Below are 13,851 nucleotides of genomic sequence, written 5' to 3'. Positions count from 1 at the left end.
CTCCTGGGGCCGCTTTGCGGCCCTTCGCGACACAAGGCCGCTCCTACAAAGAACCGCCTCAGATACTCGCGAAGCGTTTGTCCAGGTAGGCAATGATTGCCTTGGACTCATACATCCAGGTCACGTTGCCTTGCTCTTCGATGCGCAAGCACGGCACTTTCACCCGGCCGCCACCTTCGAGCAGCGCCTGGCGGTGCTCTGGGTCGTTCTTGGCGTCGCGCAATGCCACTGGCACGTTGAGGCGGTGCAGGGTGCGGCGGGTTTTCACGCAGAACGGGCACGCATGGAACTGGTACAGCGCAAGGCCCTTGGCCTGCTGCTCGACATGCGCCTGGGCCGCGGCATCGCGCTTGCGCTTGGCCGGGCGGCTGATCAGGTCGCCGATCACGATGAGCTGGCCGAGGCCGACCCGCAAGGCTTTGACGATCATCTGCAACTCCTGAAAATAAAAAGCCGACCCTCAGGGCCGGCTCGGGTCACGCGCCGATCATTTGATCAGGCCGAGGAACTCCATGCGCGTGGCCGGGTTGTCGCGGAATTCACCGAGCATCACCGAGGTGAGCATGGTCGAGTTCTGCTTCTCCACACCGCGCATCATCATGCACATGTGCTTGGCTTCGATAACCACCGCCACACCCGCAGCGCCGGTCACCTGTTGCACGGCCTCGGCGATCTGGCGGCTGAGGTTTTCCTGGATCTGCAGGCGGCGGGCGAACATGTCGACGATCCGCGCGACCTTGGACAGGCCCAGTACCTTGCCCTTGGGCAGGTAGGCCACGTGCGCCTTGCCGATGAACGGCAGCATGTGGTGTTCGCACATCGAATACAGCTCGATGTCCCGGACCAGCACCATTTCGCTGTTGTCGGAGGTGAACAGCGCGCCGTTGGTCACTTCTTCCAGCGTCTGCTCGTAACCGCGGCAAAGGTATTTCATGGCCTTTGCAGCCCGCTTGGGCGTGTCGAGCAGGCCCTCACGGGAGACGTCCTCGCCGATCTGGCTGAGGATCTCGGTGTAGTTCTGTTCCAGGGACATGTATCTACCTGTGGGAAAAAATCGCAAAAACGAAGGTTACGGCGGCAAAGCCTGCGCTGCAAGCGCGGCGTTACTCGTCTCGGCCTTCCATCATGGTTCGTTTGAGCATTACGTACACGGCCCCGGTACCGCCGTGGCGGGCCTGGCAGGAGGCGAAACCGAGCACCTGCGGGTGCTGGCGCAGCCAGGTGTTGACGTGGCTCTTGATCATTGGCCGCTTGCCATCCAGGCGTGCGGCCTTGCCGTGGGTCACGCGCACGCAGCGTACTTCCAGCTTGGTGGCCTCGGCAATGAAGGCCCACAGGGTTTCGCGGGCCTTCTCGACAGTCATGCCGTGCAGGTCGAGGCTGCCCTCGAAGGCGATCTGGCCGAGCTTGAGCTTGCGCAGCTGGGTTTCCTGCACGCCGTCGCGGCGCCACATCAACTCGTCTTCGGCACCCACGTCGATGACGAACTGGTCGGACAGGCCGTCGATCACCAACGTCTGGTCACTGCGCACGGTCGCCGCCTGGCGCAGGCCGGCCAGCTGCTTGCGGTCAGCCTTGGGTTTGCCGACCTCGGCACGGTCGTGCTTGATCGGCTTGACGCCGCGCACCTCGGCGCTGAACAGGGAAAAATCGTCGTCTTGCATGGTGCCTCCACGTGGGCGGCGTAGTTTACGCGATCAACCCTGTGGCGTCAGCAATGGCCCTGCCGCTGGCAGGGCCAGGGGGCTTCAGCACAGCCTTCAGTCGTGCTTTTTCATCAGGTGCGGCGACATGTTCAGCTCCCGACCGCGGCGCAGGCGAATGCGGCTGCGCCGCCAGAAGCGCACGCCCAGGTACAGGAGCACCAGCCCGACCACGCTCAGGGTAATCGAAAGCGGGCGGTTGGCATTGAGCTCGGCAAAGGCCGGGTAATTACCGAGCAGCCCGGCGACGCCGGCCATGGCCAGCAGCACACCGGACGTGGCCAGCAGCGCCGACAGGCCGGCGGCCAGGCGGGCGCCCCAGTTGCGTGGCTCGCGCTGGCGCAGGCGCTTGGCGTCGAAACTGCCTTTGAGCTTCATTCCGATTTCCTCTGTGGGCATCAGAAATTCGACCGGCAACCGGCCCCCGGGTTCCGCCCGGCTGCCGGGCGGTGGTCAGCTCGCCAGGCTCAGATCAGGCTGGCGGTGGGGGCGACGCAGGCGAAGTTGTCGGCCATCACGGCCATTTCGCACTCGTGAATCTGCGCAGCGGGAATCACGCGGTCTTTCAGGGCCAGGTCGCGGGTCGCCGAAGCGTCTTGCACCAGGGTACAACGATAACCATAGTCCTTGGCCCGGCGCACGGTGGTGCTGACGCTGGAATGGCTCATGAAACCGCAGACGATCAGGTCCAGGTGCCCCAGCTCCTGCAGGGTTTCGTGCAGCTTGGTGTTCTTGAACGCGTTGGGCATGCGCTTTTCGATGATTATTTCACCGTCGCGTGGCTCCAGCCCCGGGATGAATTCACCGGCAGGGCCTTGCGGGTCAAAGCGACCGCCGACGGTACCGAGGTGGCGGACGTGGATGATCGGACGGCCGGCCTTGCGGGCGGCGTCGAGCAACCTGGCGATGTTGGCCACGGCCTCGTCCATGCCCGACAGCGCGAGCGGACCACTGAGGTACTCTTTTTGCGCATCGATGACGATCAGGCTGGCTTGGCTCAGCTTGGCCGGCGGGTAATCGCGGCCAGTGAGGCGGAACATCGTGGTTGGAACGGACATCAAGGGCTCCTTGGAAGGGCTTTTGTATACCTATTCTCCCTTGCCTTGGCGCCAATGGGAATGGTTGACATCGAAACCGGCGCAGTTACTGGCCTGTGGCTACCCGCTGGGCGATCCGCAGGAACATTTGTGCGGTGCGGGCTGTTAGACTTTTGTCCAGATCTGAATAGGAGTACCCCGTGATCACATCTCGTCTGCGCACCTTGCGCGACCACATCCGCTGGGCGGTCAGCCGCTTCCACGAGCACGAGCTGTTTTTCGGCCACGGTGCCGACAATGCCTGGGATGAAGCCCGCCTGCTGGTGCTGGGCGCCGTGCACCTGCCGTGGGAAATCGCCGACAGCTACCTGGATTGCCAGCTCGAGGACGACGAGCGTGTTCGCCTGCAGCACCTGCTCAAGCGCCGTATCGAAGACCGTGTACCCACTGCCTACCTGCTGGGTGAGGCGTGGTTCTGCGGCATGTCGTTCATCGTTGACGAGCGTGTGCTGGTACCGCGTTCGCCGATCGGCGAGCTGATCGAAAAACGCTTCGAGCCGTGGCTGGCCAACGAGCCTGCGCGCATTCTCGACCTGTGCACGGGCTCCGGTTGCATCGGTATCGTAGCGGCCGAGGTGTTCCCCGAGGCCGAGGTGGTATTGGCCGACCTGTCCTTCGAAGCGCTTGAAGTGGCCAACCAGAACATCGAACGCCATGGCCTGGACGAGCGGGTATTCACGGTACAGGGTGACGGCTTCGCGGGCCTGCCGGGGCAGCGCTTCGACCTGATCCTGTCCAACCCGCCGTATGTCGATGCCGAGGACTTCGGCGACATGCCGGCCGAGTATCACCATGAGCCGGAGATGGGCCTGGCCTGCGGCAACGATGGCCTGGACCTGGTGCGGCGCATGCTGGCCGAGGCGGCCGAGCACCTGACCGAGAAGGGCCTGCTGATTGTCGAGGTGGGCAATAGCCAGGTGCATGTCGAGGCGCTGTACCCGGAGGTCGACTTCGCCTGGCTGGACTTCGAGCGCGGTGGGCATGGGGTGTTCATGCTGACGGCGGAGCAGTGCCGGCAACATCATGAGCTGTTCAAGGCCCGCGTTTGACCGGGGCTTGATGGGGTGGGGCATGCCTTGCGTTGCACGGTCTCAAAGCCGCTGTAGCACCCATGGCATGCGCCCACTTGCTCTAGCGGGTGGCAATCCAGATCAACAACCCAGCCTGGAACACCGCAAACGCCACCAGGCAGGTAATGGTAAAGCGCAGCCCGCTGTCCTCGCGCTGGTACTTGGCCACCCGCTCATCGCGCTCGCGCAGTTGCGCCTCCTTCTCCAGAAGGTTCTGCTCGGCCTGCTGCAGCATCCCGGCCGCCTCGAGCATGGCCACCCGCTGCACCTTCTCACTGTTCCAGCCGCCCTTGAGCTGGCCCACCGTGGCTTCGACCGTGCGGCCTTTGAGGTGCTGCCCGTCGGCGTACTCCACCTCGATGCCGGTCGCGCTCAGGAAGCGGTCGCGGCGCAGGCGCGTGTCTTCGTTCAGGGCATCCTTGTTTGGCAGCGCCATGCCTTCGATGTGGTAGTGCGACCATTTGCGCTGCAGCCACTGCACGGCCTGGGCCAGCATGAAACGCCCCAGGCCGCGGTTCAGTGGCTCCAGCTGCAGGCCGCTGTCGCTGCCGATGCTCACCCGCCGCTCAAGGTGGTCAACCCGCACATCCAACTGGTTCTGCTCTTTGCGCACCTTCTGCCCGGGCAGGCGGATTTCCATGCGCAGCAGGCTGTGCGCCTTGTCGTGGCGCTCGGCATGGCCGAACTCGACGAAACGCAGCGGCCGCGCGCCGCTGTTGCGGTCGGTGGGCAGCGGCGCCAGGCGCAGCAACTGAAAGTGTTCTACTGCCAGGTCAGCCCAGGGCAGCGCTGGGCTGTCCGGGGCTTGCGGCTCTTCGGCCGGCTCTACGGCGGCGGGGGCGTCGGTCATCAGGGCGTTCTCACATACAAGCCAATACCGAGCTTATCGGCCGTATCGCCCAGGACCTGAGGCCATTGTGCGGCGATCTCCTCAGGCTGAGGGCAATTGATGAATGAACGTCACCACCCGCTCACCCAGCTCACGGGCCAGCGGCAGTTCAGGGTTCAGGTAGCTGTCGCGCTGCTCGCTCATGGCCTTGGGGCTGATGCGCAGCATGTGGTTCATGCCGTCGATCAGTACCAGTTGGGCATCGGGTTTGGCCGCCTTCAGGCGCTGGGCATCGGCCACATCCACCTGCACGTCGTTGCGGCCCTGGATGATCAGCGCAGGCATCGGCAGGCGGGCGAAGGCCTTGGCCGGGTCCTGACGGAACAGTGAGATCAGGTAGGGCTGCACGCTGGGGCGGAATACCTGGCGCAGAGGGGCGGGGACATCCAGGCTGGTCTGCCCGGCCTGCAGGCGGTCGAGCAGGGCGCTGCTGCGGGCCAGTTGCGCGGGCGGCATGCGTTGCGCCAGTTGTTCGCGCAGCACATCGGCGATGGGCCGGCCGCTGCCGGCGAGGGTGATGACGGCGCTGGCGCCGGCCTGCTCGGCGGCCAGGCTGGCAATCAGTGCCCCTTCGCTGTGGCCGACCAGTATCAGCGGGCCGAAGCGCGGGTCGGCCTTGAGCTTGCGGCTCCAGGCCACCACGTCGGCGACGTAGCGCTCGACACTGAGGTCGCGCTCATCGGGTGTGGCCGGCAGGCTGGCGGCCACGCCGCGCTTGTCGTAGCGCACGCTGGCAATGCGCTCATTGGCCAGCAGCAGCGCCAGGCGTTTGAGGTTGTCGATACGCCCCGAGGCCGGGTTGTTGCCATCGCGGTCGGTAGGGCCGGAGCCGGCGATGATCAATACCACAGGGGGCGGGGTGGCCTGTTGCGGCAACAGCAGGCTGCCATGCAGCACACCCTGGCCGGTGTCCAGGTCGATAGGGCGTTGCAGGACGGTGGGTGAGGCTGCCTGGGCAAGGCCGGTGCACAGCAGGAGGAAGAAAGCGACGAAGCGCGGCATCAGGCGGTACTACATGGGGAGATGAGCGTTTGACCCAATGTTCATGGGAAGGTTCTGCAGCCCCCCGGAGCGGGCAAGCATTCCTTGTGAAATTTTCCGTATACTGCTCCCCTCGTTCACTTCAGGCAGACTCGCGGAGCGTCCATGTCCGGCAATACCTACGGCAAGCTGTTCACTGTCACCACCGCTGGCGAAAGCCATGGCCCGGCGTTGGTCGCCATTGTCGATGGCTGCCCTCCGGGCCTGGAAATCTCCCTCGCCGACCTGCAACACGACCTCGACCGGCGCAAGCCCGGCACCAGCCGGCACACCACCCAGCGCCAGGAACCGGACGAGGTGGAAATCCTCTCCGGTGTGTTCGAAGGCCGTACCACCGGCTGCTCGATCGGCCTGCTGATCCGCAACACCGACCAGAAGTCCAAGGACTATTCGGCGATCAAGGACCTGTTCCGCCCGGCCCACGCCGACTACACCTACCACCACAAGTACGGCATCCGCGACTACCGCGGCGGTGGCCGCAGCTCGGCCCGCGAAACCGCCATGCGTGTGGCGGCCGGCGCCATCGCCAAGAAGTACCTGGCCACCCAGGGCATCCAGGTGCGCGGCTACATGAGCCAGCTGGGGCCGATCGAAATCCCCTTCAAGACCTGGGATTCGGTGCAGGACAACGCCTTCTTCAGCCCCGACCCGGCCAAGGTGCCGGAGCTTGAGGCCTACATGGACCAGCTGCGCCGCGACCAGGACTCGGTCGGGGCGAAGATCACCGTGGTGGCCGAGGGCGTGATGCCAGGGTTGGGTGAGCCGATCTTCGACCGCCTGGACGCGGAACTGGCCCATGCGCTGATGAGCATCAACGCGGTCAAGGGCGTTGAAATCGGTGCGGGTTTCGCCAGCATCGCCCAGCGCGGTACCGAGCACCGCGACGAGCTGACCCCCGAAGGCTTCCTCAGCAATAACGCGGGCGGGATCCTGGGCGGTATCAGCTCTGGCCAGCCGATCGTCGCCCACCTGGCGCTCAAGCCGACCTCCAGCATCACCGTGCCGGGCCGCTCCATCGACGTGGACGGCAACCCGGTCGACGTCATCACCAAGGGCCGTCATGACCCGTGCGTTGGCATTCGCGCCACGCCGATCGCTGAAGCGATGATGGCTATCGTGCTGATGGATCACCTGTTGCGTCACCGGGCGCAGAATGCCGAGGTGAAGGTCGCAACGCCGGTTCTGGGCCAGCTCTGATTCGCAAGTACCGGCCCTATCGCCGGCAAGCCGGCTCCTACACTGCACCTGTGGAGCCGGTTCAAGCCGGCGCCCATGCTGCCCGTGTGGGAGCCGGCTTGCCGGCGATAGGGCCGGTACTGGCAATACCCCATTCTGGCTGAGCCCTGATGAACCCAATCCCCTACTGGCGCCTGTCCAGCTTCTACCTTTTCTACTTCGCTCTGCTGGGTTCGACAGCCCCGTTCCTGGCCCTGTACTTCGACCACCTCGGCTTCCCCCCGGCGCGTATTGGCGAGCTGGTGGCCATCCCCATGCTGATGCGCTGCATCGCCCCCAATCTGTGGGGCTGGCTGGGTGACCGCAGCGGCCAGCGGCTGCTGATCGTGCGCCTCGGCGCGCTGTGTACCCTGGCCACCTTTTCGCTGATCTTCTTCGGCAAGAGCTACGCCTGGCTGGCGCTGGTAATGGCCCTGCACGCGTTCTTCTGGCACGCGGTACTGCCGCAGTTCGAGGTCATCACCCTGGCCCACCTGCACGGGCAGACGGCGCGCTACAGCCAGGTGCGCCTGTGGGGCTCGATCGGTTTCATCCTCACCGTGGTCGGCCTTGGGCGGTTGTTCGAATGGCTGAGCCTGGATATCTACCCGGTCGCCCTGGTGACCATCATGGCGGGCATCGTCGCGGCCAGCCTGTGGGTGCCCAATGCCCAGCCGGTGGAGCAGGGCGAGCGGCGCGACGCGGGCGGCTTCCTGCGCCAGTTGCGGGCGCCCGGGGTGGTTGCCTTCTACCTGTGCGTGGCCTTGATGCAGCTCAGCCACGGGCCTTACTACACCTTCCTCACATTGCACCTGGAACACCTGGGCTACAGCCGCGGCGCCATCGGCCTGCTGTGGGCGCTGGGGGTGGTGGCCGAAGTGCTGATATTCATGGCCATGAGCCGTATCTTCATGCGCTTCAGCGTGCAGCAGGTGCTGCTGGCCAGCTTCCTGCTGGCCGCCCTGCGCTGGCTGCTGCTGGGCAACCTGGCGGGCGAGCCGGGCGTGCTGATCTTCGCCCAGGTGCTGCACGCAGCCACGTTCGGCTGCTTCCATGCTGCCTCCATCGCGTTCGTCCAGGCCAGTTTCGGCGCCCGTCAGCAAGGCCAGGGCCAGGCATTGTATGCCGCGCTGTCGGGCACCGGCGGTGCGCTGGGGGCGTTGTATTCGGGCTACAGCTGGAAGCTGCTGGGCCCCACCTTCACCTTTGGTATGGCCAGCGCCGCAGCGCTCGCGGCAGCCGTTATCATTGCCACTCGTTTGAAATCGACCAGGACCTGCCGCTGATGAGCATCCTCTGTGTATTCCACCCGTCCAGCCCGGCCTTGCCGAACAAGATGCTGACCCACCACGACGACATCACCGCAACGCTGGCAGAGCAGGGTGTGCGTTTTCACCACGCTGCGCTGGCGCTGCGCATACGGCCAGGCAGCAGCCAGGATGAAGTAATGAGCGCCTGCCGCGAACACCTTGACCGGTTGATGACTGCCCAGGGCTGCGCAGCGTTCAGTGTGCTCAACCGCGACGGTGCCGACCCGGCACAGGTCGACCTGCGTGATGAGCATGTGCATGAGGTTGATGAAGTATTTGCCGTAGTCACAGGTCGTGCCCAGATCGGGCTTCGCCTGGGTGACTATGTGTATGCGCTGGTGTGTGAGAAAGGCGACCAGCTGGTGATCCCGGCAGGGTGCCGGCGCTGGGTGGAGCTGGGGGACAACCCGTTCTGCCTGGCGCTGCGACTCTATGCCAGTGAGCAGGGTATGCAGCCGCGCTTTACCGGGGACGATACGGCGCGTGCGTACGCTGGGATCGACGAGTTCTAGTGTCCGCTCCGGCCCCTCGCGGGCAAGCCTGAGCCTACAGGTACCCCGCCATCCCTAAGGGCAATGCAGTACCTGTGGGCGCAGGTTTACCCGCGAAGCGGCCGGTGCAGACAAAACTCAACGGTAGGTCGGCAGCGCGAAGCGTTGCTGGCTCTGCAGCATCGAGATCACCGGCAGTTCACTGGCTTGCTCGGCCAGGTCGCGGCGAATGGCGCTGATCGCCCAGGACAGCTGTTCGGCGCTGTGCAGTTGCCCGTAGGTCAGCACGCGGCGGGTAACCCTGCCATCGGTGGCACGCAGCGTCAGCAGGATGCCGCCATCGGGGCGAGGCTGGGTGGTGACCTGGTAGGCCGAGAACACCGAGACGAACTTTTCCTGAATGAGGTCCATATCAACTCCTGACTGATTTGGTGGGCAGACGTGAGTTGATAGGTGCAGTGAGCGTGCCAAAACTTGATTCTGATAAAAAGCCTTTAATTTCAAGGCCTTGAGGTTTCTTCGGGGAGGGTAGTGCCGTGCAGGCTGCATGGTCGTGCATTTTGCACAGTGCATTTTGCACGAGCCGGCCGGTGGCTATCGGCGCTATAGATTCTGAACCTTTGACCTGCCGGGCTTGCCTGACAAACACTTGGGCAATCTTTTCTGCCAGGAGGTTCCAGATGTCTGAACAACAAGCACCCGCCGCCATGACCGATGACGAGACCGCGGCATTTGCCGAGCAGGTCTTCGAGTGTGCCCGCCAGGGGGATGCCACGATGCTCGAGCGTCTTTTGGCCAGTGGCTTGCCAGCCAATCTGCGCAACCACAAAGGCGACACGCTGCTGATGCTGGCCAGCTACCACGGCCACCATGATGCGGTCCGCGTATTGCTGAGCCAGGGGGCTGACCCGCTGGTTGCCAACGACAACGGCCAACTGCCGATCGCCGGTGCGGCGTTCAAGGGTGACCTGGCGATGATCCGGCTGTTGCTGGAAAACGGCGTGCCGGTCGACGCTGCTGCGCAGGACGGGCGTACTGCACTGATGCTGGCGGCGATGTTCAACCGTGTAGAGATTCTCGACTACCTGCTGGCCCAAGGCGCCGACCCGGCACACCAGGATGCGCGCGGCGCCACCGCGCTGATGGCGGCGCACACCATGGGCGCAGCCGATACCGCAGCGCGCCTGCAGGCGCTGGCCGGCTAACTGCCTGGGGGCATTTGCGGCTATCCTTGGCGACTTTTCACCCGTCGCAGGCCCCTTCATGAAAAACCAGTTGCTCGAATTCATCAGCCTCATCGGCGCCGGCTGCATGCGCGATGAAGACATCGAGCGCATCGCCGACGAGGCCGCGCAGGCCTACGCCGACCCCGCCGCCTTCCTCGCCGCCAACCCGGACATCAACTACGACGACAGCTTCCCGATCCCGCTGGGCGAGTGGGTGGTGCTTGGCAGCCTGCCGGACACCGTGGTGTTCCAGGCCGACAGCTATCAGGAGTTGTTCCAGCACATCAGCGATTCGTTCGACAAGAGCGTGCCGTTCACCCTCAAGCCCAAGCAGCTGGCGCGTACCGAGCCGTTGACGGCGCTCAACCGCATCCAGGTGCAGATGGCCGCGCTGAACAAAGAGGCCGGTGGTTATGTGCTGCTCAACTTCAGCCAGTTGCTCGATGATGAGTTGCAGGTGGTGATGGTTGGCAAAAACGACCTGGCGCGTGTGCTGGAGCTGGGTGCTGAACTGGGTATCAAGGTAGAGCCGGCCTTAGAGGCGCTCAAGGTGGCCGTTCACAGCTGAATCGGCTGTAGGAGCGGCCTTGTGTCGCGAATGGGCCGCAAAGCGGCCCCAAGATTCAGTTGCGCAACACAAATTGCTGGGTCTGCTGCGCAGCCCTTTCGCGACACGAGGCCGCTCCTACCTGCAGCAAGGTGCAGATGGCCGCATTGAACAAAGCCAGGTGGTAATGGCACTGAAAGCGCTCAAGGCAGCTCACACGCCTGTAGGAGCGGCCTTGTGTCGCGAAGGGCCGAAAAGCGGCCCCAAGATTCAGCAGCGCAACACAAATTGCTGGGTCTGCTGCGCAGCCCTTTCGCGACACGAGGCCGCTCCTACCTGCAGCAAGGTGCAGATGGCCGCATTGAACAAAGCCAGGTGATAATGGCACTGAAAGCGCTCAAGGCAGCTCACACGCCTGTAGGAGCGGCCTTGTGTCGCGAAGGGCCGCAAAGCGGCCCCAAGATTCAGCAGCGCAACACAAATTGCTGGGTCTGCTGCGCAGCCCCTTCGCGACACGAGGCCGCTCCTACCTGCAGCAAGGTGCAGATGGCCGCATTGAACAAAGCCAGGTGGTAATGGCACTGAAAGCGCTCAAGGCAGCTCACACGCCTGTAGGAGCGGCCTTGTGTCGCGAAGGGCCGAAAAGCGGCCCCAAGATTCAGCAGCGCAACACAAATTGCTGGGTCTGCTGCGCAGCCCTTTCGCGACACGAGGCCGCTCCTACCTGCAGCAAGGTGCAGATGGCCGCGCTGAACAAAGCCAGGTGATAATGGCACTGAAAGCGCTCAAGGCAGCTCACACGCCTGTAGGAGCGGCCTTGTGTCGCGAAGGGCCGAAAAGCGGCCCCAAGATTCAGCAGCGCAACACAAATTGCTGGGTCTGCTGCGCAGCCCTTTCGCGACACGAGGCCGCTCCTACCTGCAGCAAGGTGCAGATGGCCGCGCTGAACAAAGCCAGGTGATAATGGCACTGAAAGCGCTCAAGGCAGCTCACACGCCCGTAGGAGCGGCCTTGTGTCGCGAAGGGCTGCAAAGCGGCCCCAAGATTCAGCAGCGCAACACAAATTGCTGGGTCTGCTGCGCAGCCCTTTCGCGACACGAGGCCGCTCCTACCTGCAGCAAGGTGCAGATGGCCGCGCTGAACAAAGCCAGGTGATAATGGCACTGAAAGCGCTCAAGGCAGCTCACACGCCCGTAGGAGCGGCCTTGTGTCGCGAAAGGGCCGCAAAGCGGCCCCAAGATTCAGCAGCGCAACACAAATTGCTGGGTCTGCTGCGCAGCCCTTTCGCGACACGAGGCCGCTCCTACCTGCAGCAAGGTGCAGATGGCCGCGCTGAACAAAGCCAGGTGGTAATGGCACTGAAAGCGCTCAAGGCAGCTCACACGCCTGTAGGAGCGGCCTTGTGTCGCGAAGGGCCGCAAAGCGGCCCCAAGATTCAGCAGCGCAACACAAATTGCTGGGTCTGCTGCGCAGCCCTTTCGCGACACGAGGCCGCTCCTACCTGCAGCAAGGTGCAGATGGCCGCGCTGAACAAAGCCAGGTGATAATGGCACTGAAAGCGCTCAAGGCAGCTCACACGCCTGTAGGAGCGGCCTCGTGTCGCGAAAGGGCCGCAAAGCGGCCCCAAGATTCAGCAGCGCAACACAAATTGCTGGGTCTGCTGCGCAGCCCTTTCGCGACACGAGGCCGCTCCTACCTGCAGCAAGGTGCAGATGGCCGCGCTGAACAAAGCCAGGTGATAATGGCACTGAAAGCGCTCAAGGCAGCTCACACGCCTGTAGGAGCGGCCTTGTGTCGCGAAGGGCCGCAAAGCGGCCCCAAGGTTCAGCAGCGCAACACAAATTGCTGGGTCTGCTGCGCAGCCCTTTCGCGACACGAGGCCGCTCCTACAAGAGCGGCGTCGGTAAGTCGTTTCAACCCAGCGCAGTATCCAGAAACATCATCACCGCAAACCCGCCCATCACCCCCAGCGTCGCCGCCGTCTGGTGCCCGTTGCGGTGGGTTTCGGGTATCACCTCGTGGGACACCACGAACAGCATCGCCCCCGCCGCCAGCCCCATGCTGATGGGGTAGGCGAGGGCAAAGCCGGTGGAAATCCCCAACCCGATCACCGCGCCCAAGGGCTCCATCAGGCCCGAGCCAATCGCTACCAGCGCGGCCTTGAAGTTGGACAAACCGGTTGCGCGCAAGGCCAGCGCTACGGCCAGGCCTTCGGGGATGTCCTGAATGGCGATGGCGCTGGTCAGCGGCAGGCCGACATTCATGTCGCCATTGGCAAAGCTCACGCCAATGGCCATGCCTTCGGGCAGGTTGTGCAGGGTGATCGCCAGCACGAACAGCCACACCCGGCTGATGCGCTCGGCATCGGGGCCGCAGGGGCCGGTGCTTTCGTGTTCGTGCGGGGTGAAGCGGTCAAGCCCGAGCATCAGCAGCACACCCAGGCCCATGCCCAGCACCACAGTAAAAGCGGCGGCCGGGCCGTTGCCGGTAATTTCGCGGGCAGCCTCAAGGCCGGGCAATATCAATGAAAACGAACTGGCGGCCAGCATCATGCCGGCCGCAAAGCCCAGCATCACATCCTGGCTGCGGGCACTGACATCGCGCAGCACAACGGCCAGTACCGCGCCCAAGGCCGTGGCGCCGAAACCGGACAGCCCGCCGAGCAGCGCCAGGTGCAGGCTGTCGGCATGCTCGCCGTTGACGGCGTTCCAGAAACTCGCCGCCAGCAGCACGATGACCGCCAGCAAGCTCACGCCCAGCCCCGCGCTGAGCCACGGGGTATTGACTGCCTGCTGGCGCCAGGCACTCAACAACGAGGGCGAGGCGGGGGTTTGAGTCTGGGCTGGGGGCATGCGAACCTCGGATCTGTGAATGCTTGCAGTCTACCCAGTGACCAGCAGGGCAGGCCAAGGATTCCCTTCTATCGACCTGATAGCTGATTATGCTCAGCCACACTGACTGTCAACGGGGGTTTTGCCATGGGTTCGACGTTCAACGGGCTGGTTGGCCTGATCATTCTGGCGCTGGATATCTGGGCAATCCTCAATGTGATCAAGAGTGGCCGGGAGGTGGGGGTCAAGGTGCTGTGGATACTGCTGATCGCCCTGCTGCCGGTGATCGGCCTGGTGATCTGGGCCATTGCCGGTCCCAGGGGCAATGTGCGGCTTGGATAGGGGCATTTTGCTGGCGCAGACAAAACCAGCAACAGCCCCGTGACAAAATTTTCACATTGGTTTAAACAGAATCCGCACCCGCACAATGC

General features: G+C 63.9%; 16 protein-coding genes. 7 read left to right on the top strand and 9 right to left on the bottom strand.

Annotated features, from left to right (window positions below; genetic code table 11):
* Window positions 1-58 precede the first annotated feature (58 nt).
* From IWW33_RS04455 to IWW33_RS04435, 5 genes are all read right to left on the bottom strand, one after another.
* Window positions 59-430 carry a glutaredoxin gene (locus tag IWW33_RS04455; RefSeq protein ID WP_115272898.1) on the bottom strand — a complete coding sequence of 124 codons (372 nt, stop codon included), beginning with the start codon at window positions 428-430 and terminating at the stop codon, window positions 59-61.
* A 57-nt stretch (window positions 431-487) separates the two neighbouring features.
* Window positions 488-1,033 (bottom strand): GTP cyclohydrolase I FolE, encoded by a 546-nt coding sequence (gene folE / locus IWW33_RS04450; RefSeq protein ID WP_012313343.1) that lies wholly within the window; start codon window positions 1,031-1,033, stop codon window positions 488-490.
* A gap of 70 nt (window positions 1,034-1,103) precedes the next feature.
* The gene (locus IWW33_RS04445) at window positions 1,104-1,664 is read right to left on the bottom strand and encodes a Smr/MutS family protein (RefSeq protein ID WP_046786622.1); all 561 of its coding nucleotides are present in this window, start codon (window positions 1,662-1,664) and stop codon (window positions 1,104-1,106) included.
* Between the two features lie 96 nt (window positions 1,665-1,760).
* On the bottom strand, window positions 1,761-2,081 hold the full coding sequence (locus IWW33_RS04440) for a hypothetical protein (RefSeq protein WP_196914216.1): 321 nt from the start codon (window positions 2,079-2,081) through the stop codon (window positions 1,761-1,763).
* 89 nt (window positions 2,082-2,170) lie between these two features.
* A complete protein-coding gene (locus tag IWW33_RS04435) occupies window positions 2,171-2,761 on the bottom strand; it encodes a cysteine hydrolase family protein (RefSeq protein ID WP_012313346.1) in 591 nt (196 codons plus the stop codon).
* Window positions 2,762-2,940: 179 nt separating this feature from the next.
* Between IWW33_RS04435 and prmB the strand changes: the two genes are divergently transcribed.
* Window positions 2,941-3,849, top strand: a complete 909-nt coding sequence (gene prmB, locus IWW33_RS04430; protein WP_196914215.1) for a 50S ribosomal protein L3 N(5)-glutamine methyltransferase — start codon at window positions 2,941-2,943, stop codon at window positions 3,847-3,849.
* A gap of 82 nt (window positions 3,850-3,931) precedes the next feature.
* Here the strand turns inward: prmB and IWW33_RS04425 are convergent, their stop codons facing one another.
* Both IWW33_RS04425 and IWW33_RS04420 read right to left on the bottom strand, forming a co-directional pair.
* Complete coding sequence (locus IWW33_RS04425) at window positions 3,932-4,720, bottom strand: hypothetical protein (RefSeq protein ID WP_125924360.1); 789 nt, start codon at window positions 4,718-4,720, stop codon at window positions 3,932-3,934.
* An 81-nt stretch (window positions 4,721-4,801) separates the two neighbouring features.
* The gene (locus IWW33_RS04420; protein WP_115272895.1) at window positions 4,802-5,764 is read right to left on the bottom strand and encodes an alpha/beta fold hydrolase; all 963 of its coding nucleotides are present in this window, start codon (window positions 5,762-5,764) and stop codon (window positions 4,802-4,804) included.
* Between the two features lie 141 nt (window positions 5,765-5,905).
* Between IWW33_RS04420 and aroC the strand changes: the two genes are divergently transcribed.
* From aroC to IWW33_RS04405, 3 genes are all read left to right on the top strand, one after another.
* Complete coding sequence (gene aroC / locus IWW33_RS04415; protein ID WP_046786616.1) at window positions 5,906-6,997, top strand: chorismate synthase; 1,092 nt, start codon at window positions 5,906-5,908, stop codon at window positions 6,995-6,997.
* Between the two features lie 146 nt (window positions 6,998-7,143).
* Window positions 7,144-8,301 carry an MFS transporter gene (locus IWW33_RS04410; protein ID WP_196914441.1) on the top strand — a complete coding sequence of 386 codons (1,158 nt, stop codon included), beginning with the start codon at window positions 7,144-7,146 and terminating at the stop codon, window positions 8,299-8,301.
* Window positions 8,301-8,837 carry an oxidase gene (locus IWW33_RS04405; RefSeq protein ID WP_196914214.1) on the top strand — a complete coding sequence of 179 codons (537 nt, stop codon included), beginning with the start codon at window positions 8,301-8,303 and terminating at the stop codon, window positions 8,835-8,837. Before IWW33_RS04410 ends, IWW33_RS04405 begins: the two co-directional genes overlap by 1 nt.
* A gap of 117 nt (window positions 8,838-8,954) precedes the next feature.
* Here IWW33_RS04405 and IWW33_RS04400 read toward each other — a convergent pair whose 3' ends face one another.
* Window positions 8,955-9,227, bottom strand: coding sequence for a DUF3509 domain-containing protein (locus IWW33_RS04400; RefSeq protein WP_012313353.1), 273 nt, complete (start codon window positions 9,225-9,227; stop codon window positions 8,955-8,957).
* Window positions 9,228-9,496: 269 nt separating this feature from the next.
* Here IWW33_RS04400 and IWW33_RS04395 point away from each other — a divergent pair, with 269 nt between their 5' ends.
* Both IWW33_RS04395 and IWW33_RS04390 read left to right on the top strand, forming a co-directional pair.
* Complete coding sequence (locus IWW33_RS04395; RefSeq protein WP_046786613.1) at window positions 9,497-10,021, top strand: ankyrin repeat domain-containing protein; 525 nt, start codon at window positions 9,497-9,499, stop codon at window positions 10,019-10,021.
* 58 nt (window positions 10,022-10,079) lie between these two features.
* On the top strand, window positions 10,080-10,610 hold the full coding sequence (locus IWW33_RS04390; RefSeq protein WP_115272889.1) for a hypothetical protein: 531 nt from the start codon (window positions 10,080-10,082) through the stop codon (window positions 10,608-10,610).
* A 1,892-nt stretch (window positions 10,611-12,502) separates the two neighbouring features.
* On the opposite strand, the gene IWW33_RS04385 is transcribed toward IWW33_RS04390, so the two are convergent.
* On the bottom strand, window positions 12,503-13,441 hold the full coding sequence (locus tag IWW33_RS04385) for a ZIP family metal transporter (RefSeq protein WP_046786612.1): 939 nt from the start codon (window positions 13,439-13,441) through the stop codon (window positions 12,503-12,505).
* Window positions 13,442-13,567: 126 nt separating this feature from the next.
* Here IWW33_RS04385 and IWW33_RS04380 point away from each other — a divergent pair, with 126 nt between their 5' ends.
* Complete coding sequence (locus tag IWW33_RS04380) at window positions 13,568-13,762, top strand: PLD nuclease N-terminal domain-containing protein (protein ID WP_039604611.1); 195 nt, start codon at window positions 13,568-13,570, stop codon at window positions 13,760-13,762.
* Window positions 13,763-13,851 lie beyond the last annotated feature (89 nt).

It is taken from the genome of Pseudomonas sp. M2 (assembly GCF_015751845.1).
GTDB lineage: Bacteria > Pseudomonadota > Gammaproteobacteria > Pseudomonadales > Pseudomonadaceae > Aquipseudomonas > Aquipseudomonas putida_E.
Note: the sequence above shows the minus strand (reverse complement) of the source record. Positions and strands in the feature narration are given on the sequence as shown.

What these genes read in the sequence shown, in the direction of transcription:
- IWW33_RS04455 (WP_115272898.1), bottom strand. Translation starts at nt 430, where the DNA reads ATGATCGTCAAAGCCTTGCGGGTCGGCCTCGGCCAGCTCATCGTGATC.
- folE (WP_012313343.1), bottom strand. Translation starts at nt 1,033, where the DNA reads ATGTCCCTGGAACAGAACTACACCGAGATCCTCAGCCAGATCGGCGAG.
- IWW33_RS04445 (WP_046786622.1), bottom strand. Translation starts at nt 1,664, where the DNA reads ATGCAAGACGACGATTTTTCCCTGTTCAGCGCCGAGGTGCGCGGCGTC.
- IWW33_RS04440 (WP_196914216.1), bottom strand. Translation starts at nt 2,081, where the DNA reads ATGAAGCTCAAAGGCAGTTTCGACGCCAAGCGCCTGCGCCAGCGCGAG.
- IWW33_RS04435 (WP_012313346.1), bottom strand. Translation starts at nt 2,761, where the DNA reads ATGTCCGTTCCAACCACGATGTTCCGCCTCACTGGCCGCGATTACCCG.
- IWW33_RS04425 (WP_125924360.1), bottom strand. Translation starts at nt 4,720, where the DNA reads ATGACCGACGCCCCCGCCGCCGTAGAGCCGGCCGAAGAGCCGCAAGCC.
- aroC (WP_046786616.1), top strand. Translation starts at nt 5,906, where the DNA reads ATGTCCGGCAATACCTACGGCAAGCTGTTCACTGTCACCACCGCTGGC.
- IWW33_RS04405 (WP_196914214.1), top strand. Translation starts at nt 8,301, where the DNA reads ATGAGCATCCTCTGTGTATTCCACCCGTCCAGCCCGGCCTTGCCGAAC.
- IWW33_RS04400 (WP_012313353.1), bottom strand. Translation starts at nt 9,227, where the DNA reads ATGGACCTCATTCAGGAAAAGTTCGTCTCGGTGTTCTCGGCCTACCAG.
- IWW33_RS04395 (WP_046786613.1), top strand. Translation starts at nt 9,497, where the DNA reads ATGTCTGAACAACAAGCACCCGCCGCCATGACCGATGACGAGACCGCG.
- IWW33_RS04390 (WP_115272889.1), top strand. Translation starts at nt 10,080, where the DNA reads ATGAAAAACCAGTTGCTCGAATTCATCAGCCTCATCGGCGCCGGCTGC.
- IWW33_RS04385 (WP_046786612.1), bottom strand. Translation starts at nt 13,441, where the DNA reads ATGCCCCCAGCCCAGACTCAAACCCCCGCCTCGCCCTCGTTGTTGAGT.
- IWW33_RS04380 (WP_039604611.1), top strand. Translation starts at nt 13,568, where the DNA reads ATGGGTTCGACGTTCAACGGGCTGGTTGGCCTGATCATTCTGGCGCTG.